Source organism: Candidatus Melainabacteria bacterium, assembly GCA_003963305.1.
Classification (GTDB): domain Bacteria; phylum Cyanobacteriota; class Vampirovibrionia; order Obscuribacterales; family Obscuribacteraceae; genus PALSA-1081.
Window position 1 is genome coordinate 105,034 of the sequence record RXJR01000023.1, and the last position, 24,365, is coordinate 129,398.

General features: G+C 49.2%; 18 protein-coding genes, 1 tRNA gene, 1 other RNA gene and 1 riboswitch. Of the genes, 9 read left to right on the forward strand and 11 right to left on the reverse strand.

Annotated elements, in window-relative coordinates; all coding sequences use genetic code 11:
- Nucleotides 1-518: 518 nt before the first annotated feature.
- From EKK48_22320 to EKK48_22330, 3 genes are all read left to right on the forward strand, one after another.
- Nucleotides 519-1,373, forward strand: coding sequence for a DUF4343 domain-containing protein (locus tag EKK48_22320; GenBank protein ID RTL38038.1), 855 nt, complete (start codon nt 519-521; stop codon nt 1,371-1,373).
- Between the two features lie 182 nt (nt 1,374-1,555).
- A complete protein-coding gene (locus EKK48_22325; protein ID RTL38039.1) occupies nt 1,556-1,987 on the forward strand; it encodes a DNA-binding protein in 432 nt (143 codons plus the stop codon).
- Nucleotides 1,988-2,057: 70 nt separating this feature from the next.
- Nucleotides 2,058-2,549 (forward strand): PIN domain-containing protein, encoded by a 492-nt coding sequence (locus EKK48_22330; GenBank protein ID RTL38040.1) that lies wholly within the window; start codon nt 2,058-2,060, stop codon nt 2,547-2,549.
- A 230-nt stretch (nt 2,550-2,779) separates the two neighbouring features.
- Here EKK48_22330 and ssrA read toward each other — a convergent pair.
- Nucleotides 2,780-3,171, reverse strand: a transfer-messenger RNA (tmRNA) gene (ssrA, locus tag EKK48_22335).
- A gap of 115 nt (nt 3,172-3,286) precedes the next feature.
- Entirely contained in the window at nt 3,287-4,237 is a 951-nt protein-coding gene (locus EKK48_22340) for a 50S ribosomal protein L11 methyltransferase (GenBank protein ID RTL38041.1), read from the reverse strand.
- A gap of 424 nt (nt 4,238-4,661) precedes the next feature.
- On the opposite strand from EKK48_22340, the gene EKK48_22345 reads away from it, so the two are divergent.
- The 3 genes from EKK48_22345 to EKK48_22355 are packed head-to-tail and all read left to right on the forward strand — an operon-like array spanning nt 4,662 to nt 8,921.
- Complete coding sequence (locus EKK48_22345; GenBank protein ID RTL38042.1) at nt 4,662-5,603, forward strand: alpha/beta fold hydrolase; 942 nt, start codon at nt 4,662-4,664, stop codon at nt 5,601-5,603.
- On the forward strand, nt 5,603-7,060 hold the full coding sequence (locus EKK48_22350) for a serine/threonine protein kinase (GenBank protein ID RTL38043.1): 1,458 nt from the start codon (nt 5,603-5,605) through the stop codon (nt 7,058-7,060). Before EKK48_22345 ends, EKK48_22350 begins: the two co-directional genes overlap by 1 nt.
- Nucleotides 7,047-8,921: a serine/threonine protein kinase gene (locus EKK48_22355; GenBank protein ID RTL38044.1), complete on the forward strand. Its 1,875-nt coding sequence runs from the start codon at nt 7,047-7,049 to the stop codon at nt 8,919-8,921. The genes EKK48_22350 and EKK48_22355 overlap by 14 nt, the downstream gene beginning before the upstream one ends.
- Nucleotides 8,922-9,124: 203 nt before the next feature.
- Here EKK48_22355 and rpoD read toward each other — a convergent pair whose 3' ends face one another.
- Entirely contained in the window at nt 9,125-10,333 is a 1,209-nt protein-coding gene (gene rpoD, locus EKK48_22360) for an RNA polymerase sigma factor RpoD (protein RTL38150.1), read from the reverse strand.
- Nucleotides 10,334-10,460: 127 nt separating this feature from the next.
- Here rpoD and EKK48_22365 point away from each other — a divergent pair, with 127 nt between their 5' ends.
- Entirely contained in the window at nt 10,461-11,078 is a 618-nt protein-coding gene (locus EKK48_22365; protein RTL38045.1) for a hypothetical protein, read from the forward strand.
- Nucleotides 11,079-11,188: 110 nt separating this feature from the next.
- On the opposite strand, the gene EKK48_22370 is transcribed toward EKK48_22365, so the two are convergent.
- Nucleotides 11,189-12,466, reverse strand: coding sequence for a hypothetical protein (locus EKK48_22370; GenBank protein RTL38046.1), 1,278 nt, complete (start codon nt 12,464-12,466; stop codon nt 11,189-11,191).
- 243 nt (nt 12,467-12,709) lie between these two features.
- Nucleotides 12,710-12,792, reverse strand: a tRNA-Leu gene (locus tag EKK48_22375).
- 26 nt (nt 12,793-12,818) lie between these two features.
- Here EKK48_22375 and EKK48_22380 point away from each other — a divergent pair.
- Nucleotides 12,819-13,565 (forward strand): pyroglutamyl-peptidase I, encoded by a 747-nt coding sequence (locus tag EKK48_22380; protein RTL38047.1) that lies wholly within the window; start codon nt 12,819-12,821, stop codon nt 13,563-13,565.
- Here the strand turns inward: EKK48_22380 and EKK48_22385 are convergent.
- On the reverse strand, nt 13,538-14,617 hold the full coding sequence (locus EKK48_22385) for a hypothetical protein (GenBank protein RTL38048.1): 1,080 nt from the start codon (nt 14,615-14,617) through the stop codon (nt 13,538-13,540). The two genes, EKK48_22380 and EKK48_22385, sit on opposite strands and share 28 nt — an antisense overlap.
- Before the next feature lie 431 nt (nt 14,618-15,048).
- Here EKK48_22385 and glpK point away from each other — a divergent pair, with 431 nt between their 5' ends.
- The gene (gene glpK, locus EKK48_22390) at nt 15,049-16,533 is read left to right on the forward strand and encodes a glycerol kinase (GenBank protein ID RTL38049.1); all 1,485 of its coding nucleotides are present in this window, start codon (nt 15,049-15,051) and stop codon (nt 16,531-16,533) included.
- Here glpK and EKK48_22395 read toward each other — a convergent pair.
- The 5 genes from EKK48_22395 to EKK48_22415 all read right to left on the reverse strand — a co-directional run bounded on the left by EKK48_22395 (nt 16,530) and on the right by EKK48_22415 (nt 23,534).
- Complete coding sequence (locus tag EKK48_22395; protein RTL38050.1) at nt 16,530-17,747, reverse strand: ribonucleotide-diphosphate reductase subunit beta; 1,218 nt, start codon at nt 17,745-17,747, stop codon at nt 16,530-16,532. The two genes, glpK and EKK48_22395, sit on opposite strands and share 4 nt — an antisense overlap.
- A 46-nt stretch (nt 17,748-17,793) precedes the next feature.
- Nucleotides 17,794-20,601 carry a ribonucleoside-diphosphate reductase subunit alpha gene (locus EKK48_22400; protein ID RTL38051.1) on the reverse strand — a complete coding sequence of 936 codons (2,808 nt, stop codon included), beginning with the start codon at nt 20,599-20,601 and terminating at the stop codon, nt 17,794-17,796.
- 129 nt (nt 20,602-20,730) lie between these two features.
- Nucleotides 20,731-20,873, reverse strand: a riboswitch (cobalamin riboswitch).
- Nucleotides 20,874-21,345: 472 nt separating this feature from the next.
- Nucleotides 21,346-22,497, reverse strand: a complete 1,152-nt coding sequence (locus EKK48_22405; protein ID RTL38052.1) for a hypothetical protein — start codon at nt 22,495-22,497, stop codon at nt 21,346-21,348.
- A gap of 28 nt (nt 22,498-22,525) precedes the next feature.
- Entirely contained in the window at nt 22,526-23,065 is a 540-nt protein-coding gene (locus EKK48_22410; GenBank protein ID RTL38053.1) for a DUF3267 domain-containing protein, read from the reverse strand.
- Between the two features lie 19 nt (nt 23,066-23,084).
- On the reverse strand, nt 23,085-23,534 hold the full coding sequence (locus tag EKK48_22415) for a tetratricopeptide repeat protein (protein RTL38054.1): 450 nt from the start codon (nt 23,532-23,534) through the stop codon (nt 23,085-23,087).
- Between the last annotated feature and the right edge of the window lie 831 nt (nt 23,535-24,365).

The following is a 24,365-nucleotide window of genomic DNA, read 5'->3' on the forward strand; positions in this document are numbered from 1 at the left end:
CCCACACGCGTTGGTACTGGAGGCGATTCTGAGAAATACGTATGTAGTTCCTGTAGGCGCCGGGTGGCACGCGCGAAACCAGTTCTGCCTTGTATGGCTGCGTATGTTTGTTGGAATTGCGAACGTTCCGGAAAGTGGATGCCTATCTTAGAATCTGAAATTGAAAACCGGGTCTTCGCACCATGGTCCGACGCAGACGTTGCACATGCAAACGAATATCAGCGGTCCGCCAAATCGCTGCCATTCATTTGTGCCCTGGGCCACGCGTTGGTAGCGTACTGCGACGGCTATGTTTGCCCGAGATGCAATCACAAGTGTCTCTCATGGACCTATCCGTGGATTCTTGACGGTACTTGGAAAAAGGTATTCTGATGCTTCTGTCGATTGCGTCATGAATCCACTTCACAGGACACAAAACCGGGCTTATAATCCAGTATCCTTGGCGAACACGCCGCTCTTGCTTTCAAATGATTATCGTTTATTGCCAATCTCCATTAGATAAAAAGCAGCCTGATGAAATGTATCGAGCTGAAGCCGAGGCATCTGCATCAATTGGTTTTGCAAGACGGCTGATAGATTTTGAGGCGCTGGCCAACGAAGAGAACATCGAAAAATGTTTGCGGTTAATACCTCACTCGGCAGTGAAACTCTTCGGAGTTTATCGCGGCTGGATGATGTCACCCTCCAAATACGAGAAACTGTTCAATGGGCTCGCAGCGAAAGGCATAACGCTTATAAACAATCCCGAACAGTACAAGCATTGCCATTACTTACCTGAGTGGATTTCAGAGATTGGCGACCAAACACCACGATCGTCAGTGCTAGCGCTTGATTCGGCGGAGCAACTTTCTTCTGAACTGCTCAAAGATTGTCTTGCCAGCTTTGGCTCCAACCCAATTATCGTCAAAGATTTCGTGAAGTCAGAAAAGCACCACTGGGAAGATGCATGCTTCATCCAAAATGCATCAGATCTAGAGCACGCAATGAAAGTATGTCGGCGATTTCTTGAACTGCGCGGAACGGACCTCGAAGGCGGTCTAGTATTTCGCAAATTCATGAACTTCAAAAAGCTCGGAATCCATCCCAAAAGCAAAATGCCATTGACTGAAGAGTTCCGTGCTTTTGTGTTGGAAGGACGTCTTATGTCAGTCATGAAATACTGGGATGAAGTGCAATATCCGGCTGAAGCAGTAAGTTTCAACTCGCTACTAAATTCGGTGGCATCAGTACCTAGCAACTTTTTTACTGTAGATTTTGCTCGGCTTGAAACTGGTGAATGGATGATTATTGAATTGGGCGATGGGCAAGTTGCGGGCTTACCAGACAACATGGATACCACGAATTTCTACAAGGCACTCCGGCAGCTTGACTAACTGGTCATTCCTGCGTGAATCCGTCAACGATTACTGGCATCAAACAAACTCCAGATTTCGACTGAATTCCGGGGTAGTAACCATGCCGCTTACCGTTTTTAGCACCTGGAGCGTTTTTAGCGCTTATAGCGTTTTTAGCGTTTACATGCTATCATGACAACAAGTACCGCAAGAGCCTTGCTATGTCACTAACTCTATTACCGCCAAAACATGAAGTCTACAAATTAGCGCTCATGCCAACAAAGCGCCGGAAACCTACTTTGGTCGACGCTGACGGTAGAGAAACCGAGCTGCCAGCAGAGATACTCGATCTCTTGTCTTTCGTCGTCGATGCATGGAAGCGCGGACATGGGGTGACTGTCACGGTTCAGTCGAAATTGGTTACGACTCAAGAAGCAGCCGATCTCATTGGCTGCTCCAGACAGCATGTTGTTTCATTGATGAATTCTGGAGCTTTGCCTGGAAGGAAAATCGGAACTCACCGCCGCATAAAACTGGAAGATGTTCTGCAGTTTATTCAAGAAGACGACAAACGACGGGATGCCACAATGGCCGACCTTGTCGCATTAACGGAAGAAATTGGCGGCTACGAAAACCAACGAGAGACGAGGTAGCAGCGCGGATATAACGGATGCCGTTCTCGGCCCTCTACGATGCGATCCGTTCGAAGTTCGCGACGTGCTAATGGTTGCGGCGCGGACCAGAGTCTTTCGCGTGCTCTGGAGCGATGACATCTTGGACGAGTGCGTGCGCAATTTGATAAAGGATGGCCGTGCAACCAAAGAAAACATGGAACGCATGGTTACAACGATGAAACGACTTCACCCAGACGCGACGGTAACGGGATATCATCACTTAATTTCGTCCATGACTTGTGACGAAAAAGACAAACACGTTTTGGCTGCCGCTGTCGTCGGCAAAGCTGATGTAATCGTTACGTATAACATTGGTGATTTCCCGCAAGCATCCGTCGAACCTCATGCCATCGAGATTCAAACTCCTGATGAATTTATCCACCACGTGTTGGATCTTGCACCAGCCGCATTTATTAAGGTCTTTTGCGACAACGCGGCCCTAAGGCATAAACCGCCTGTGACGCCAGAAGATGTGGCCAACCATTTAGAGTCAGGTCTACTGCCAATCAGCGGAGCATACATAAGCGAACTCTTGAAGTAAAACGGGACCCGCTACGCCGTTGCTGCAATGAATAATGATGCAGGAGAAGAAGACGAGCGTTCCCAAAAGAGCATGCGTACTCACCCAAAATTCTCAGCGAGAACTGGAGATTTCCGCTGAGAAATGATCGTGACGATCCACAAAAGCGGCCGCACCTACGCACAATCTCCTTATTGAGAATGCACGAAAGTCTGAACCTACAATAGTTTGAGCACTGTTTGAAAATAAAATGGTGGAGGCGGCGAGAATCGCACTCGCGTCCAAAGAAGCCGTGACATAAGCATCTACAAGTTTAGTTTGATATTTTCCCAGTCACCGTTTCCGATCCGCTGGTAGAGGCCCAAACAGCCATCCGGGATTGTGATTATGTCTTAGACCAGGCTATCAATCGCTAATTTTGCCTGGTGGCAACCACCGTGGTTGACCCAATAAGTGCGGGTGGTCAAGCTCTTATCGAGTCCAGCAAACCTAAGTTATTAGTTAGGCAGCCAGCGCAACGCGCTGGGCTGGGAATTTTACGATGTTATTTGCATCTGTATTTTGCTCTGCTTTTTTACGAGGAACTAAGCGACCTCGACCTGCAGCCCATGACCCAACAACCCTGTCGAATCTAAACGCCCCCATGTATGGGGTAAAGGCTCAAAAAACACTCTTTATGCGATTTTCAGGGTTCAAAAGCAGCCGCTGTGCGGCGCTCGATTCGTATCAACACTTTGATTATACCAAAGATATACCCGTTAAGACGGCGCAAATGAGAGCAAGTTCCTGGCTGGAACACTTCGCGCAATCACAATACCGGCCCACATTCCCTGGATCTTCTCGTCGCGCACGACCCACTTTCTCTTCTTCAATTCCTTCGCCAACATAGGCAGTTTTTCCTTAAGAATTCCTGCACAGATAACGAAACCGCCTGGCGCCAAAAGCCGCTCATAATCAGGCAAAAGCGAAATTATGTCTTCGCAAGTCAAATTGGAAAATATGACATCAAAATCTTTGCGGGTGACGGCTTCTATACCACCGGTAATTAACTCGACACGTTTTTGTACCTTGTTGAGTTCAAGGTTTTTGGCGGCATTTTCGATGGCTACCGGATCAATGTCGACCCCGATGATCACCGCCTTCGGGCCGGTTTGCAAGGCACTAGCGATGGCTAGAATGCCGCTTCCGGTTCCAACGTCCAAAATGCGCTGCGGATGCGGTTGCATTTCAAAAGCGGTTAAGCAGTACTGAGTAGTTGTGTGCAAACCAGTACCAAAAGCCATTCCCGGCTCCAACACCAGAACCTTGCGAACACCAATTTCTTCAGGCGTCAATTTATCGAGCAACCATGGAGGGCAAACCATAAACTGATTGCCGACCTCGAATGGCTTAAGCCCTTCCTTCCAACGAACCAGCCAATCTTCTTCTTCAACCGATTTATGCCGCAACGACTTCAAAGATTCGCCGAGCCCATACTCTTCGAGACTGGTTTGAATCTTTACGAGCAACTCTTCCGACAATTCGATTTCATCGAAAGTAGCTCTTACAACGATATCTGCATCAGGATCTACTTCAATAATTTCGCACCCGGTCGAACCGCACTGAATCATTAACCAGGAAGCCATATCTTCGTGCTCAGGCGAAGTCTCGAATTCGACGGTTGCCCATTTTCTTTTCAGTTGTTGAACTGGTTCTGCACGATGATCCATTTGAGGATTCCTTTACTTAAATACTGCGAGTAGCGCTTACGAATTGGATTTGACACCATATAGAGTGTCAAACCGGTTTAACCAGTCGCCCGATGGCGTACATGCCCTAGCGGATGCCTCTGACAAGGTTAGCGCAACCGCGCCGCTCCGTCACTGTAATTTTTTCACCGAGGGGCCCGGTCCTCATTGACAACCCTCCCAGCCGTTCGCAGCCTCGGAGAGCCGACACCCGCGACACCCGCGACACCTGCGACATTCGCGACATCCAGTTGGCTTGGGCTCATCTAAGTTTCATCCGAGGGTTAAGGAGGCACTGCCGCCAGATTGTAAAGGTAACAAGAGCTCGCAGCGACTCAATCGCTCAACACGAAGTCAAGGGTCATATGCTTATAATTATGACTGTACTCCCAGGGATGACAGGACCATGGTCGGTTTAGAAGTTGCGGCAGCGATTGCTCTGTTGATAGCCCTGTATTTGGTGGCATCACCACGTTTCGGCGAGCGCGCATATCACCACGCCCTCTTCGCCCCCTGGAAGTACCCGGTCGGCAACTACCATGGAGACCTGGGCAGCAGCGGTCGATTTGAGGATGTTTTCTTCGACGCCATTGATGGCAAGAAATTGCACGGCTGGTTTTTCCAAGGCTCAAAGAATAAGACGGTGCTGGTTAATCACGGCAAAACAGGAAACATCACCGACCTCGAACAGTTGATGTTCATGCTGCTGGATACAGGCGCATCTGTATTCATCTATGACTACCGCGGCTTCGGACGCAGCGAAGGCTCGCCATCACTGAAAGTAATTTGCGAGGATGGCATCAATGCCTATCAGTGGCTGGTTAACGAAAAAGGCATAGAACCCAGAGACATCGTCGCTTATGGAGAATCTCTGGGCGGCATCGTTGCATGCCATCTGGCGGAGCAAACCGACATCGGCGGTTTGATATTGCAGTCATCATTCTCATCCCTGCGCAAGATTAGCATCGAAAATATGTCGGCGTTGAAGTATTTTCCGCAATCACTGTTTCCAATCCACGGAAACAACTCGATGACATTGAGCAGATTCAAGAAGCCGGTTCTAATCCTGCATGGCGCTCTAGATGAGGATATAAACATTCAACATTCGCACGAGTTGCACACGGCAGCTTCCGCATCAAAAGAGTTCATTATTTTGCCGCACACTTTGCATGACGAAATCGATAAGAGAGATGGAGAATTGTTCGTGGGCTCAGTAACAAGTTTTCTGGAAAACTTAGAACACACGACGCATGGAACGATGCATGGAACGACACACGGAATAACGCACGAAACGACTCACGAAAAAACGCATCCAGCGCAACCACCAGTGCAATCAACGCATACCTGATGGCAAAACTAGAACTAACGTTTCCGTACAGAACACTGTCGAAGAAAACAGCTATTTTTTGCTGCATCATCTGGGGGATTGCAGGCTATTACATGGCGACAATTCTAGCTGCATCGCTCCATGTTCTGACAGCGTCATTCTCGCCTTTCGCGGCATTCCTTCTCGATTTACTGTTCGCGGTAAGCACCGCCGCGATTTACGCCTACATTCCGTTTCGCTTAGTGAGCACGTCGATGCAGGGTGGAACAATCACGGCAAATCGGGACGGATTGGGAATGCCAGGCACACTCTTCGGCAATCCGAGACTGCGAGACTGGAATCAACTCAAACTAGCCGAGATCGCAAACGGAAGAATATACCTCACATTTGAAGGACTGGACCAGGTCACGATTGAAACATCCCAACTAAACACTGAGCAAACCGAGCAATTCCTGCTTGCTCTAGAGGTATGGGGACATAGAGCGGTCCTCGCAAATTCGTTGCTGGAAGTGCGGGACAAAATTCAAAACGATAAAGTTGGTATAGAAGATCATTCCTACACACAGATGTGGGAAGAAGAGCTAAATAGACGATTCAATTCAACAACGTTTGTACCACTAGAACCAGGTCACAAGCTTCGATCGGATTCGTTCAGCGTAAATAAGCAACTGGCTTTTGGCGGATTCTCTGCGGTGTACCTGGCCGAAGATAACAACCGGAATCAGGTCGTAATCAAAGAATCTGTAGCCACCACAAATGATGCTGCACACGACAAAGCGCTGGAATTATTCCGGCGCGAAGCCTCTTTACTGAGCGGTCTGGACCACCCGCAGATCGCTAAAGTCCTGGACAACTTCGTTGAATCAGGACGGAATTATCTTATTCTCGAATATATTCAAGGCGAGAATCTACGCGAATATGTAAGGAAACGTGGTTCTCTGAAAGAAGAACTGGTTATTGACCTGATGATTCAAATGGCAGATGTACTCAACTATCTGCATGAGAAAACACCACCAATTTTGCACCGAGACTTTACTCCGGACAACATTGTAATCCGAGCGAATCATTCACTTGTAGTAATTGATTTTGGTGCTGCAAATGAATATATCGGCACAGCTACGGGCACTTTAATCGGCAAGCAATGCTACATGCCACCAGAACAGGTGCGCGGCAAGAACGACGCGACTAGCGATCTCTATGCATTAGGCTGCACTGCGGCGTTCTTGTTGACGGGTAAAGATCCCGAAGCACTTCGATGCTCTCACCCTCAGGCGTTAAATAACAAAGTGTCGGATCCAATCGATCAACTGATTGCACAACTAACGCAACAAGATTCGAAGCAGCGCGTTCGATGTGCGAAAGAACTTAAAACACTGCTTGAAGATTTAAAAGGAAAACCCGCTAGAACAGCAATTGGAACCACAGACGCGACGAGAACCGAACTGCCAGAGAAAAGACAGATGGATGGGCAGCAGTGAGGCTGCTCCGATTCCGAGAATAGCACGGACCGTAAAAATCAATATGGAACAGGACGAAACAAAAGAACTCTTTTCGGAACTCAGCAAGGCGTTACAGGGTCCGCAACCCAGCGAGGCGGTGAGGGATTGCACACTACCTGTAGTGGCGCCGCATGATTACAGATTGCGATGGAATGACGAAGCAATTCAGTTCGAAACACCAGAAGGCATGAAGCACCTGGCATGGAAAGACGTTGTACAGGCTTCAGCATCACAGACACATCCCGGAACTAGATTGCTAGGACGAACGATAGATCTCACAGATCGAAGCGGCACGACTCACAAGATTGCGTTTTCTGACGTTGCAAACAAAAATCGCTGGCTCGATTTGATCGGCACCATTCAGTACTGCAGCGAAGCGAAGATGATCAATCTCTCTGAGCAAAGTTACAATGATGCCCGCGATGTCGTGGTGCCGCTCTGGTCATCCGGTCAGCTGGTCAGCGATCAGAGCAAAATGCAAAAAGTTGTGAGCGTAGTTATTACACTATTCGCAGTCGCATGGATTATTGAATTTTTGCTCGAAGCGGGCCCAGCCGGAAAAGTTTTCAGCAACGGTTTGTACTACAGCGCCATGCAATTCGTCAAGTTCCTGCCATTACTATTCCTACCTGTTTACGCCCGCATGGTGCCGGTCTCGCAAATTCGCTGTAATCCAGAAGAACTGCGCTGCGAAGCCATAGTTGGCGGACACACAATGGTGAAGCGTAAGTTGCGCTGGAAAGACATACGAAGTATCCAGCTTGGTCCTGAGAAACCTGGACAACGACTGCTAGACCGAGAACTGTGCTTCAACCAGAATAATGGCGGCTCATACAAAATCAAACTCGAGAACATTGGCTCCGCTCAGAACTGGCGCGAACTGCTTGCCAGCATATTTCACATGTCTGGTCTGCAAGTTGAGAATGCAGATTCAAACCTCTTCGATCAGGTAAATCCAGATCAAAAGGATCCCAGCTATACCCAGATTTGGCTGGATTCGCTGATGGCACCAGCGCGTCGAGAGAAGTTACTACAGCTGGAAACAGGAGTGTCTCTTCAGGGCGGTAAATACATTCTTGAACAAAAGCTGGGTGCTGGTGGACAGGGCGCAGCTTACTTAGCGAAAAGAGACGATGGTGTCATGGTCGTGCTGAAAGAATACATTTTGCCGATTTATGTGGATGCTAAAGTCAAAAGAAAGTCTCTGGAGAATTTCGAAAATGAAGCTCGTATGCTTCAACAATTGGATTCACCGCTGATTGTCAAACTGCTTGGATTTTTTGTCGAAGATCATCGGGGTTATCTCGTTCTAGAACACATTAGTGGAGTCAACCTACGCGATTACGTTGCAGAGAAGGGACCAGTTACGGAAACAGAAACAGTTCGCTACGGAATTATGCTCTGCGATGCTCTTATCGAACTGCACGCAAAAAAACCGCCCATAGTGCATCGAGACTTCACGCCCGACAATGTGATCGTATCCGGCGATTCCATAAAGATCATCGATTTTATGGTTGCACAGCAAAATGAAGAAAGCGCTACCGGTACGGTGGTCGGTAAACATGCATACCTTCCACCTGAGCAATTCCGAGGCAAAGCAACGACGCAGAGCGACATCTATGCGCTTGGCTGCTGTCTTTTCTATCTGCTGACTGGGCAAGAACCAGAACCGCTATCGACATCGCACCCCATACTTATTAATGACACCATAAGCGGTGCACTCGATTCGATCGTGGCGAAAGCAACTGAGTTAGAATGCGATGATAGATACAAGTCGGCGTTCGAACTCAAAACAGAGTTGACGAAATGGCAAGAGAACGCAGCGCAGACATCGGAATAGAGCAGGAATAGAGCACGCGGGACGAGTGCGATCCATGTGACAGCGGACAATCAAGCACGCGGGACGCGTGCGTTCCATGTGACAGCAGACATCGAGCACGCGGGACGCGTGCGGTCCATGTGACAGCAGACATCGAGCACGCGGGACGCGTGCGGTCCATGTGACAGCGGACAATCAAGCACGCGGGACGCGTGCGGTCCATGTTAGTCGATGTAGTCGCGCAGGCGGCGTGAACGCTGCGGGTGACGCAGTTTACGCAGTGCCTTCGCTTCAATCTGACGAATACGCTCTCTGGTCACACCGAACAGCTGTCCGACTTCTTCCAGCGTGCGCTGGCGTCCGTCATCCAGACCGAAGCGCAGTCGAAGCACATCGCGCTCTCTGTGCCCTAGCGCAGCCATTACCTGAATGATGTCCTCACGCAAAAGCTGGTGCGTAATCGAAGTCGCCGGCGTTTCTGAATCCTGGTCTTCGATAAAATCGCCCAACCTGCTGTCGTCTTCTTTGCCCACTGGCGTTTCGAGCGATACAGGCTCCTGCGCAACCTTCATAATGTCACGCAGTTTCGCAACGGTGATTTCCATTGCGTTGGCAATTTCCTCTTCGGTAGGCTTACGACCGTAAGTCTGCTGCAGTTGCCGTGTCACTTTCTTGAGCTTGTTAATCGTCTCAACAACGTGCACAGGAATGCGAATTGTTCGCGCCTGGTCAGCAATAGATCTGGTGATTGCCTGTCGAATCCACCATGTTGCGTACGTACTGAATTTGTATCCACGTTGATGGTCAAACTTCTCAGCCGCTCGAATCAATCCCAAATTTCCTTCCTGAATCAAATCAAGGAAAGCCATACCTCGATTCGCGTATTTCTTGGCGATCGAAACAACCAACCTCAAGTTGGCCCGCACCAACTGACGCTTTGCAATAGCACCCTCTGAACCCCCAGCCTCGATACGGCGCGCCAGCTCAATTTCCTGGTCGGCTTTGAGCAGCGGAATAGAGCCAATTTCGCGCAAGTACAGGCGAATCGGGTCGTCATCACCTGCGCCCTTGACGACGTCTTCAAGTTTGGTGGGAAGTTCTACTTCCTCATCGTCTTCAATAGCGCCACGAAAGATATCGTCGGCTTCTGGTTCGTCTTCGTCTTCATCTTTCTCTTTGACGGACTCTTTAGACACCGCGGGCGATGCAGTCGCCTTCTTTCCGCCCTTTTTATCATCCACTTTAGCGAGAAGCTGTTTCAGTCGGATAATTACGGCTCCGGGGATTTCATCTTTACCCTTTAAGTTTTGAACGCTCTGACCAAACTCTGGATCATTGCTCCAGGTCGACTGACACTTAGGGCACTCATCCAGGTGTTGGCAAACGGCTGAGGTCGATTCAGGCTGAGGCTCATCCAGGAGGGATGTCAGCATTGGTACGACTTCACTACACTTCATCGATTCACCTCGAACGGGAGTTCCTTCCTCTATTTTATTCCACTATTTTTAAAGGTTCTCTCTCGATGTGAGATGATACCCCAAAACAAAGGACAGAAAAAGAGTGGTCAAGGAGAGCGAAATCAAGTTCGGAAGCGACTTGTACGGCACCATTAATGGTGCAGGAAAGCGCGGACCGGTGATTATTTCTCACGGAGCCGGGCGCGGACTGGATGCCCCAATTCTGGTCAAAACTGCTGAACAACTGGCAGAGCTGGGTTTTCGGGTCCTTCGCTTCAACTTTAGTTATATCGGAAAACGCCCCGCGCCATCGGCCGGCGGAAAAAAAGAACAGCCTGAACTGGTGAGCGCAATCGAATACATGCGACAGTATGGAAATCCCATCCTGGTCGGAAAATCATTTGGCGCCAGGGTCGGCTCATTTGTAGCCGCCGAAAGAGACGACATTCGCGCTCTTGTCTTTTACGGGTTACCAATTTGCGGTATGGGCAAAAATCCCAAGCCCCGCGACTGGTCACATCTGGGCAACATTAAAGCGCCAATTTTCTTCATTACCGGCAATAACGACAAATTGTGCCCTCTGGAACGGCTCGCGGAAGAGCAAAAACACGTTGCCAGCGAATTCGCATCACAGGTAGTACCAGGCGACCATTCATTCAACCCCAGGGGCGAAGACGCAGCCATCAAGTTGTGCGTCGACTGGATTAATGCGCTGAATTAATGGAAGGTGGCTTTAAATGCCTGCTTTAATCGCCTGCTTTAGTCGCGGCTGATGTAGTCGCAGGCTGCTCTAGTCGCAGCCACAGTCTCTGGTCTTACAGTTTTATGGGCTCAGCGTGAGGCTGCTGCCTGCGTACTCGGTTTTGTATGGCTGAATAAGGACTGGTTCTTGGTGTGACTGAAGAACGAGCCTGGAACACTCGCGCCAGCCACTTCCTGGTCGATGTCCACACGTTTCATGTTTGGAGAAATGTACTTTTGCTTCTTTTCGTGTGTCAGCTTCCACCAGTGGAATTCAGGCGCACCCTTGCTGAACTGCGTACACAATTTCCAAGTATCCGAAGTGCGCGGATCCATCGCCAGAACGTGCTGTTCGTCAGTGACAAGTAGCACGTTCTTGCTGTGACGGCTCATACCGGGTAAATCCATAGCCACAGAGGCTTGCTTTCCGTTGATTGTGATTTTCACAGTTGGGCTGAATGCCTGGTCCGAAGCTCCCACTACGACAGCTTTTCCATTGACTTTGAAGGCGCTGTAGAGGTCAGGAGCGGTGTAATAATTCCCGCCCAGTGCGGCAAATTCAAGACACGTCATATCTGTAAACGCCTTCAGAACAGTGTTTTTGACATAACCGTCGGTGACATTGACCGCGGCAGCAGTCGGGAGAAGGTTTCCGCCATTGAAGAAGTCCGCGTCCTTCAGGGCATCGACTTTGACGCCTCCAGCCAACTGCGTGACCTTTGCCGTCAATGGTATGACTTTGTCGACATGGTCCGTCATGGCAGGCAACGACTTCAACGTGTCTGCCGGCAGTAAGTCGTTTTCTGTCGCAACGCCCTGCAACGGCTTTTTCTTACTGAGATCAGGCTTCCCGACCATAGACAGCAGTCCGGACTGGTCGATGGACGCTTTCAGGTAGGGGCTGGTAGGGTCATACTTGCGGAACAGCTCCGCCGCCTGAGCATAAAGCGTTGCGGCCTGAGCATTTTGGCGCAACAGCCTTCGCGTCTGCGCTTCAGCATACTTGGCTTGAGCCTGGAACCTGCCGTTGTTTGCCATGCCGAAACCGGCCTCGGCAATGCGGAACTGCTCAGCTGCTCCGTACAAGTTGTTGACGGCCAACGCCGACACGCCCTGCTTGTAGTACTGAGAAGCCTGCCATTCACGCAGGTTCGAAAATAACGGCGCAGCCACCTCGGCTTTACCTTCTAACTTCATACGAGATTGTTGAACAGGCGAGTTGTCAAGCTGCGGTTTCTGCGGCTGCAACATGGTTATATCGTTGCTCTCGACCGAATATGCCGCTGGCACTGCGCCCAAAAACAGCGCTCCCAGAAGAGCGGCGGACATACGAGCGGCTGGCGAATAGCCAGATGACCTGAGTCGCATCTGAAAAACCCTGACGGTTTCGGACCTGATTCACACTACATATCATGCCCGTCTTATCCGCATTGTAATCAAAATTGCCATTAAAATGCTGGCTGGCAATTTTGGTTCAAATGCGCGTCACTGCCCGTTTTCATGACAGCAGTCGGCTGACACCACGCGCGATGCGAATCAGGCTGCCTGAAAAGGAATTTCTAAGATGTGACTGTTCCAGAAATTCTATATTCGAAATCTGGGATTAAAACCTGCCGAAGGTCGGAGTCGAACCGACACGCCCGTGAAGGCGGATGATTTTGAGTCAACTGCGTCTGCCATTTCGCCACTTCGGCGCAGGAGTGATTTTTCATTCTACACTATGACTATGGAAGCACAACGGAAACACGTAAAAGTCAACAAAATGAGACCAAAAAATTCGCAAAGCCGCACCGTGCGGTGCTTGATTACGGGGTTCGACGCATTTGGAAAACACGCCTCAAACCCCAGCCAGCGAATCGCTGAACTACTGCCGAACCAATTTGAGATTCCAAGGACCAACTTGTCAGTTGAAATCGACACGCTAGTCATACCGACATGTTGCAAACAGTCATGGCGTCTGATTTCGAAACAACTGGCAAAAGACGACTATTCGTCGTTGATTATGGTAGGCATGGCTGGCGGCAGGAAACGCATAGCGCTGGAAAGATTCGCCCTGAACATTCGCGACTATGGGATTAAGGACAACAACGGTCACAAGTACGACGGCACCCCAATTTATGAAGGTGAGCCGGAAGCATTGAAAACGGACTTGCCGCTGACCCATCTGCGAGACACGCTGCGCAAGAAAAACATTCCTGCAGAGGTTTCAAATTTCGCGGGCAGCTTCATCTGCAATGAAGTCTACTACCAGGGTTTGCGCTACAAAGAAAAAAACGGCGGGTTGAGTTCAGTGCTGTTTGTGCACGTTCCTCAAATCAAAGACCTGGCGAATACACTGGTGGAAGCTGAGCATGAAGAGATCACTGCAATAAAATCGCCGGCGGCACGTAACAAGGCAGCACTGAACCTTATGACAGACTGCGTTCAAGACATAGCCGCTTACTGCAGCAAGCTCAGCTCTTCCTGATGACTTTTAGTCTCAAAAGATTCGTAAGGGATGCGATTCTGATTTGCGATCCCCATTGCAGTCCACTCCAGGCGGCGCGCTTCGATCGGCTTCTTGTGACTGATTAGAGAGACGTATTGTTTGACCGAGTCGACAAATCTGACTTGATCCGACTTGAACTTACTGCCGCGTAAGAGTGTCATCGACTGCTTAAACCATCTCTCTGCGGCGTCTTCATCGTTAGAGGCTTTGCAGAAATAGCCCATAGCCGCAGCAAATTTTTGATCTGTCTCATTTTCCGGCACCGAATTTTTGAAAAGCTTATAGCCCGCCAGTCCCTGCTCTGTGCCGCACAGTTGCAGCATGGTCTGAAAATCGGTATACGGTCCGTGTCCAATAAGAACATTGGATAGAAGCAAAGACGCAATCAGCTCTTTTTTATTCATATAGCCCGCGAGCATCAAGGTATCTTGGTTAGCACGCTGCCCCTGCCCCGTCAGCATGGCGGCTTGCAAGTCGAGGTAGACGGCACGCTCGTTTCTTGGCGATAAGCGTCGCACACTATTGATGATTGAAAGCGCTTCGGGCAACTGGTAATCACAAATCAGTGCATCTGCCAATGAAAGGGATACATTCAGATCCGGCTTTCTATAGAGGCTCTCCAGAGCCAGTTCTGAACGCAGCAACGAAATTGCTTCATGAACATTGCCATGACGCATCTTGTCTTTCGCCATCAAATGGAAAATCAGCTGGTGTTGTGACACCGCCAAAATTGGCATTAAAAGAAGCATGGCAAGCGTCATTCGCCACTTGAAGGCATCTTTTTTATAGCGAATCGATTTGCGCGCCGGAAAAAGTTCGGGGTCGGTCCAGCGCACAGCGTCGCCTTCAGCCAGAGCTACAAGCGAGCAGGAAAGGGCATCTGCGCGATCCAACTCTCCACGTCGCACATAGTGATCAATCAAGAATCGAATATCAGAAAACACATCTTTCGGCTTCCCCTGATTAAGGCGCAGTCTTGTGCAGGCAGCCTCAAACTCAGGGATGAAGCGACTCGAGAAGGCTTTGATCATCAACAACACCTTCGTTACTAACCAGTGGATTAGAACAAAAACGCGCAGCGGTTTAAATAGGGTTTTACCTAGTCAAGGCTCAGGTTTCGAACTATGCGGTTGAGCCCAACTCAAAAGTGACCATTCCTGGCCAGCGTCACTCAGAGTCGCGGTCCTTTGGGTGTATCGCACCAACCAGTTCGTTCACAGCTCGAACACACGTCCTTACCGCCTACAATGCACTTGTCGCAGACTTTCTCATGACAAACAGAACATTTTTTGCCGCCCGTTCCCGGCAATCCGGTCAGGAATGCGCCCAGCGGCGACCCACAAACAGTGCAGGTAAAGCCAAGTGGATTCTTCGGAACGATTGGAGGTAATTTCATAATCCAAATGAGATAGTCAAGGTTGCATACTAGAATCTTAACTCCAAACCGCGATTAATGTGATTTATGAAAAACTACATTCTCAGCATCGATCAAGGCACGACTAGCTGTAGAGCTATCGTCTTCGACAAAACCGGCAAGACCATAGCAGTCGGACAGAAAGAATTCACGCAATCTTTTCCGCAGCCGGGATGGGTCGAACACGACGCCGAGGAAATTTTGGCGACGCAAATAGAATGCATTAAAGAGGCAATAAAAAAGGCGGGCGTTAACGCTGACGAAATTGCCTGCGTAGGCATCACTAATCAGCGAGAAACCACCGTTGTCTGGAATAAAAAAACAGGCAAACCTGTTTATCCGGCAATCGTCTGGCAATGCCGTCGCACGCAAAAGCTTGCCGAAGAATTGCGCGATAAATCGGATGAGTTCAGAGAAAAAACTGGACTCGTTCCAGACGCATATTTTTCCGGTCCGAAAATTCGTTGGATTTTAGACAACGTCAACGGCGCTCGCAAACTTGCGAATGACGGAGAGTTGGCCTTCGGAACTATAGATTCATGGCTGATCTGGAATCTAACAAGCGAGAAGAATCATTTCACCGAACCTAGCAATGCATCACGCACGATGCTCTACAACATAAGGACAATGGAATGGGATGACCATCTGTTGTCGCAGCTGGAAATCCCCAAGACGATGATGCCGCAGGTGATACCATCAAACGGCAGCTTCGGACACACAGACGAAAAACTATTAGGGTTCAAAGCACCTATCAGAGCTAATCTAGGCGATCAACAAGCCGCCCTCTTCGGACAATGCTGCTTCGATACCGGCATGGGCAAGTGCACATACGGCACCGGCAGCTTCTTGCTCACAAACATCGGCACAGAAGTTAAGTTGGTGCCGGGGCTTTTGACCACAGTAGCATGGCACCTCGAGGGAACAGCACCGATCTATGCGTTCGAAGGAGCAATCTTCGTCGCAGGTGCTGCAATTCAATGGTTGCGGGATGGGCTGGGCATCATCGAATCCAGTGCCGACACACAGAAACTGGCAGAGTCTCTGGAGTCGAACGAAGGAGTATTCTTCGTTCCGGCTTTTGTCGGTCTCGGGTCGCCTTACTGGAACTCAGACGTGCGCGGAACAATCGTCGGACTGACCAGAGGCACAACCCGCGCGCACTTCGCACGCGCGGCACTAGAATCGATGGCATTCCAAATTGCAGATGTCGCCAGAGACATGTCAAAGCATGGAATAAGCATCAAAGAGTTGCGAGTCGACGGTGGCGCAACACGCAACGACTTCATGGTGCAATTCCAGGCTGACTTGTTGAAGGTGCCGGTGATCCGCTCTGCTCAAACCGAATCAACAGCCTGGGGGGTCGGTGCATTAGCGGCGCTGACTTGCGGGCTGGTGAAAGACTTCGCTGAATTGTCTGCGGACTGGCAGCTTGATTCCAAAATCATGCCTCAAGTGGATCGGGCAAACGACTATGAGGGCTGGCAAGCGGCGATTCGCGGCGCCTTTGCAGTAGCAGAACACAAACGATTTTAATCCCAGCTCAAAGTACCACCTGTCTGATAGTCGATGACGCGCGTTTCAAAGAAATTCTTTTCCTTACGCAGATCCAGCATTTCGCTCATCCAGGGGAATGGATTTTGCGCACCGGCGTACAGCTCAGGCAGACCAATTTGATTCAACCGGCGATTAGCAATGAATCTCAAATAGTCGTAGAACATATTCTGATTCAAGCCAAGCACGCCTCGTGGCATGGTGTCCTGGGCATAACGCAATTCCAATTCGACGGCTTGCTTGATCAGATCTACGATTTCACTCTGAAAATCAGGAGTCCACAAATGCGGATTTTCAGCCTTAATTTGGTTGATCAAATCAATTCCAAAATTGAGGTGCATAGACTCATCACGCAAGATGTACTGAAATTCTTCCGAAGCACCAGTCATTTTGTTCTGGCGCCCAAAACTGAGCATCTGAACAAATCCAACGTAGAAGAACAGGCCTTCCATGATTACGTAATAGCCAATCAAATTACGCAGGAACCGGCGATCGGTTTCTGGAGTTCCGGTATTGAAATTTGGATCTGAAAGTTCCTGCGTGAACTGGAGTTCAAATGCATCCTTATCATGGATCACAGGCACTTCGCGATACATGTTGAAGATCTCGCCTTCGTCGAGCCCAAGGCTCTCGATGACGTACTGATACGCATGAGTATGCACAGCTTCATCAAACGCCTGGCGCAGAAGATACTGTCGGCACTCAGGATTCGTGATGTGTCGGTAGATCGCAAGCACGAGATTATTTGCGACGAGTGAATCTGCAGTCGAAAAGAAACCGAGATTTCTCTTGATGATCATACGCTCGTCTTCGGTCAATCCATTCGGGTTCTTCCACAAGGCAATATCACGACTCATATTGATTTCCTGCGGCATCCAGTGATTGGCGCATGCGTCGAGATACTTCTGCCAGGCCCATTCGTATTTGAAAGGCACAAGCTGATTTAAATCGGCGCGACAGTTGATGATGCGCTTTTCGTCCACCTTTATTCGTGCGGCGTTGAACTTTATCTCTTCCATGCCTGTGACACCATGACCAGTGGCTGATGAGACTGCTGAACTACTCGCAGCCGCTGTGTTCGGCGGTGCAAACGAAATTCCAATCGGCTGTCCACTATTCTGTCCAAGTGCCTGTCCAGCAGTTGAATTTCCAACACCCTGCTGTGCAGTCGCTGCGCCATCGCCAAAATCGAGCATATTAGTTACCCTCAGTTTCTAGTTTTTAGTTGAAAAATACCGGAAGTTATTGGCAAGATTCGCATTCTGGATCGGTGATCAAGCATGCTTTGCCCATTTGCACAGGCGCAGATACAGCCACCGTAGATGACACCGCGTTCAGCGCGCCTGTCTTAACAGTAGACTTTTCCGCACTGGTAGCACTTGTCGTACGCAAGTAATACGTTGTCTTCAAACCTGACGTCCAAGCCAGTTTATACATCTCGTCGAGCTTCTTGCCACTTGGCTCTGACATGTACAGGTTCAAACTCTGAGATTGATCGATCCACTTCTGGCGTCTGGAACCTGCTTTGATCAACCAGCTCGCATCCACCTCGAAAGCGGTTGCATAACGGGCCTTCACATCAGCCGGTATCCGCTCGATTGGCAAGACACTGCCGTCGAAGTACTTCAAGTCATGCACCATCACTTCATCCCACAAACCAAGCTCTTTGAGCTCGTCTACGAGATAACTGTTGAGCACCGTGAAATCGCCCGAGAGGTTTGACTTAACAAACAGATTCTGGAATGTGGGCTCAATCGACTGACTGACGCCGACAATGTTCGATATGGTGGCAGTCGGTGCAATCGCGAGACAGTTGCTGTTACGCATTCCCCATCTAGCGATGTGTTCACGAACTGCGGTCCAATCAAGCTTTCCGCCACGAGTGACATTTACAGGAGTACTGCGAGCGGCTTGGAGAAGTTCAAGAGAATCTTGCGGAAGGATGCCCTTATCCCAAAGAGAACCGGCGTAACTCTGGTATGCACCACGCTCCTTAGCCAGCTGACTGCTAGCTAGAATCGCATAGAAACTGATGGCTTCCTGCGAATAGTCGGCAAAGTCAACTGCTGCCTCTGAAGCATAGGGGATCCTCAACAGAAGCAATGCATCCTGAAATCCCATCAATCCAAGACCGACAGGGCGGTGCTTCATGTTCGCCTGACGAGCTTTAGGCACGCTGTAATAGTTGATATCGACAACGTTATCGAGCATACGCATAGCGATGCGACAGGTGTTTTGCAGCTTCTGAAGATCAAGGGCACCATCGGTGATGTGAGCAACCAGGTTGACGGATCCGAGATTGCAAACCGCCGTCTCAGTATCAGATGTATTCAAAGTGATTTCGGTACAGAGATTCGAACTGTGAACTACACCTACGTGCTGTTGCGGGCTGCGTAAGTTGCAGGGGTCCTTGAAAGTAATCCATGGATGACCGGTCTCGAACAACATCGACAGCATCTTCCGCCACAATGAAACAGCCGGAACCTTCTTGAACAGTTTCAGTTGACCAGCTTGCGCTTTCGCTTCGTACTCTTCGTACTTGTCCTTGAACGCTGGTCCAAATAGATTATGCAGGTCCGGAGTCTCATCCGGGCTGAACAAAGTCCACTCAGAATCTGACAGCAAGCGCTCCATGAACAAATCTGGAATCCAGTTTGCCGTATTCATATCGTGGCAACGACGGCGATCATCGCCCGTATTTTTGCGCAGTTCCAGAAACTCCTCGATATCGAGGTGCCATGTTTCGAGATAGCTGCAAACAGCACCCTGCCTCTTGCCACCCTGATTAACAGCAACAGCAGTGTCATTGACGACTTTGAGGAACGGCACGACGCCCTGGCTCTTGCCGTTGGTGCCTTCGATATGAGCGCCGAGGGCACGAACAGGAGTCCAGTCGTTACCGAGTCCGCCGCTGTATTTAGACAGCAATGCATTTTCCTTGATCGAATCGTAGATTCCAATCAAGTCATCGCTAACGGTGGTCAGGAAGCAAGAAGATAGCTGCGGGCGCTGGGTGCCGGAATTGAACAGCGTTGGAGTCGACGAAACGAAATCGAAGCTAGACAACAAGTTATAGAACTCGATAGCACGTTCTTCTCGTTCAACTTCGTTGAGCGCCAGACCCATGGCTACGCGCATCCAGAAAGCTTGCGGCAGCTCGATGCGAGTTCCGTCAATGTGGATTAAATAACGGTCGAACAAAGTTTGCAAACCGAGATATTGGAAATTCAAATCGCGATCTGGCTTGATTGCTGCACCAATTTTAGCGAGGTCGAATTGTCCGAGACGGGCATCGATACGGCCGGCAGCAACTCCTTTTGCAACGTATTCAGCAAAATAGGATGGGTAGAGCGCCTTCATCTGCTCATGAGTGGTCGGGGCGCCAATCACTTCCAGACGAATCTGATCGAGCAACAAACGGGCAGTCGCATAAGCGTAGGCAGGATCATGCTCAATCAACGCCCGCGCACTAAGAATGGCTGATTTGTAGACTTCAGCCTGAGGTACACCGTGGTACAAACTGGCAATTGTGGCATCGAAGATTTTCTCGACAGACACCGCATTGCCCAACGATGAACACGCTTCTTCAATAACTGTTTTCAGACGGGCAACATCCAATGGTGCGCTTGTACCATCCGGGTTCGTAACGTCGATTGCGAAACTCGGTTGGCGCACGTTGTCGTGGGCACGTTCTCTGGCGCGAGCTTCGCGATAAAGAACATAACTTCTCGCCACTTCATGCTCACCGGCACGCATCAAGGCCAGCTCGACCTGGTCCTGGATATGCTCGATATGCAAGATGCCGCCTTCAGGCAAACGACGCTCGAGCACTGAACAAACCTGCGCTGTCAAACGCTGCACTATATCGCGCACCTTGGAGCTAATGGTGCCACCACTCTCGCCCTCAACGGCGATAAAGGCCTTGGTAATCGCAACTGAAATCTTGGCTGGATCGAAGTCGACAACTGTTTGATCGCGCCTCAAAACCTTGTATTCAACTGCCGTTTTTGCCGCCGAATCAGGCAATTTGTTTGCGGTTACTTGACTCATTAATCGAACTCCCGAATGTGAAAGCTGAGAAATAAAAATCCTTCTGGTATGAGCCCAGAAGGAAAAATCATCGGCACGGATATGTATCCGCTGCATATGACGTTTCCCTTCTTGCCTCGAGAAGGTTCGTCCGTTATCTGGCATTCAGGTGGGTAGCCTGGCTTCTCAATCTCAATGGACTGAAGTTACAGTTGCGGGACAGCGGTGGAATCTCACCACACTTCCCCCACCAGATCTCAACTACACGCTGTACATGTAATTCGATCCCTGACGTTGCTGAATGCTCAGCAAAGGAATTTTATTGTTGCGCTCCTTTTGGATTTACAACTCAGTAACAACACTTGCGTATTGCACGATTTGAAGGTAACACTCAGGCAAACTTTAGGCAAGCGGCATATTTTCCCGAAAGCCAGATCTAATCTTGCAATGCCGCATCCTTGCTCGATCATGATTTTGGATTTATTGGACGGAACCGCCAAATATCTAGCGATTCGGGATCCCAGACTGGCGCATTTCGATATGCCTGACACATACGAGTGAGGCAACCGCATACTGTATCAATACTCAATATACGCTTGCGCACTCGAGGATATAAGACCGCCAAACGTATCCGTTCGACATATCTGGCAAACGGGATCAGTCTACATATCAGGTCTTGCCAAACTGCTCTACATATCTGTCGTACCGAACTGCTCTACATATCTGTCGTACCAAACCGCTACATAGCTGTCGCACCACACCGCTCTACATGTCTGTCGTACCGAACTGCTGACTAATCGCAGCACTGAAAGTCGGCACTTTATTCGTAAACGTATCCACGTCTTTGATAATTGCCTGCGGTATCAGTTGAGGACTGCGCGGTCTCATATTCGGCATTTTTTTGATTGCAGTTCCAATTGCAAGCAATTCAATCACGCCACCACCAAAATCGTAGACGTAAGTTTTTACGCCGACCACATCGTCAGCATCAACAGTCTGCGCATCTTCAGCAATCATCGACAGGGCTCTAACGCGTGCCTGATAGATCAGGTAGGTCAACTCTGAAATTTCGCCGCGCACGAAACTCTTGAACATCGCTTTGACACCACCAGCGAAACCAAGAGAAAAGACTGAAACTCCGAGCACGAGTTTAACAGGACAATAACCAGAATGAATTACATTCCACATCTCTTCATTGGTCAGGTCGCTGGTAATCGGAGCCTCATTGAATCTAGCCGGCAAATCAGAATTGTGAGATGCAGTGCCCGTCATCAACATTTCCTGCATTCCACTGATCGGCGTGATCACAGTGTTGATACCAAGCACTGCGTTAGCTCCGACCGCTTTCGCTTCCGCAGTAATTCGCTCCAGTGCGAGGTGCCTGGTGTGATTAAGCATATTGGAATATTCAATTACTTCACCGCTTTTTAAACTGCGAAGTGCACCTTTGATACCACCACCGACGCCGATAGAGTAGGCGACATTGCCAAAAACGAATTGCAAGGGCTCAAATCCGCAATCAAGCTGACAATACAATTCCTGCCCGTTAGCAGAAGTAGACCAGAGGTGATCTGAATTTGGAGGATCGCCAGCTTCTGCGTGCACAGCGGACCCTATGGACAAATACTCAATATTGGCGCTGTGAAAAATAAGTTGACTGGCTACGCCGGTTACACCGACGCCAACGTGACGCCTGGCTTCTTCAATCATCCGTAAATAAGCAAGAGAGCGCCCATCGCGAATAATTTCCGTAATCTGATGTACTTCCCCGCCTCCGAGAGTTTTCAGCCCGGACACGACACCACCTGCAAAACCAAGTGCAAAGACACTATTGCCAATGACGAGATTGCCCGGGGAATAGCCCTTCTCTTTCAAACAATACAATTCATTTCCAGAAAGTCCGGTAATTATCGCCATTTCAGTTGGTCCTCATTCCTCACCTAAATCAAATTCCACACAAAATTGTCGGCACGATCATTGATATTCCCACCGCGTAGATTGCGTCAAACCAGAAGATACTTGCCAATCTCGCCAGCGAAAAAGCTATGCGCATGGAAGCTGAAAACACACGAAGCGGCGTGATTCCTTTTCCTGCTTTAATTTGTGCATGAAAGTTATCCAAGTCTTGTTTGCTAGGGAAAGCGTGCATCCCGATTGAAATACCAAGCCACAGTTGGAACAACGATAATGGAGTTCCGGCTAGAGCATAGTCTTTTAAAATTAAGACCGGCACGAGCACTGAGAAACCAATCAGTGCACAGACGAAAGAATTGATGAAAAAAGGTCCGACTGCAATTAGAAAGGCGCTTTTCAAATCGGGTACCGGACCATGTACGACATAGCCACTCGGATCACCAAGTCTGAAGTAGACAGCCTTGTAGACAGGCACTTTTGCCAGGTCGCAGAAAACTCTATGCGCGATTTCATGAACAATGACGCCGGGAAACGTCAGCAGGGCGATCAAGAAGCCAGGAATAAAGAACACTACGCAAACCCCACTGCAACTACTCTGTCACTTCATTCTTGACTACATAATCATCGTAATGACCGATTGGTTCAAAAGCACGTTGATACTTTTCAGGCATCACCTTTTTAAGGTCTTCCCACTGGTACTTGTCCAGTTTTGAAAATCGAAGCATTTCGAATGCTTGTTTGGCAGATTCTTCGTTGTTCTGAGCAAACAACCCCTGTGCCACGCCTACTCTAGCAGCGAACGCATTGGGATATTTCTTAAAGACATCCCGGTAAATCGCCAATCCCTCGCTGAAATCGCCTTTGAGATATGCACGTTCTGCCTTATAAACCTGTCTTCCGGCAATTAAATATGGAGGAGCGGAGATCAAAGACGCCAGAACAACGACACACACCACAGCACCAAAGACCTTTATCAAAATTGGATACTGATGCGGGTTCAGGGGCGTGGCGTCATAACCAGCTGGAACACTTTGGCACATATCAACCTCGAACAAAAATGCCAGTAAGTTCGGATACCAATGAATTCAACATTACACTAATCTGTGCAAAGTACAACCTTAAAACAGTGACTGCTTGAGTTCGTGTCAGGTCAGTAAACCGACTGACACTACATGTGGTGCACGCAGTTTAGCGGGCGGAGTAAGTAAGTAAGTAAGTAAGTAAGTAAGTAAGTAAGCTAAGTACGTACGTACGTGAGTACGTGAGTACGTGAGTGAGTGAGTAAGTAATGAATGAAGGCATGCATGCGTGCATTCACGAATGCAATACGTCAAGGAATGAATGAAACAACTAAGGACGTACGCAAGTCAAATAAGTAAGTGATCGAGCGCGTGTGTAAACTAAAACTCCTCGGCCAAACTCACTAAATCAAACTCAAAAAAAACAAAACAAAAACACCGTCCAGATTGCTCTCGGACGGTGTTTTCGCTACTGCCTGACTGCCCCTTGCGATATGGGCTCAGTATCTATGTATGCTTCAGTCAGTCCTTCACATACATCGGGCTACTTACTAACGTTTCTGGTCAGCGCCGACCTGTCGTTTCCGTAAAGCCCCTCGGCTCAAAGCGCTTATCATTTAAGTAAGCCGCTCACCGTTGATGCCATTAGTGTATCCGATCGCAAAATATATTCCAGTACCCCATTGAGTATTTAACGTTTGCATCCTTGGCATCACCAAGAACCGCTTTCAATGACCGCATCAAATATCGAATTCGATTAACAAGCGCTTGATCAACTGAAAGGCGCATGGAAAGCGGCATCGCATATAGCATCGATATACGGACGCCAGAACTCAGAATGTTGGATAAGCG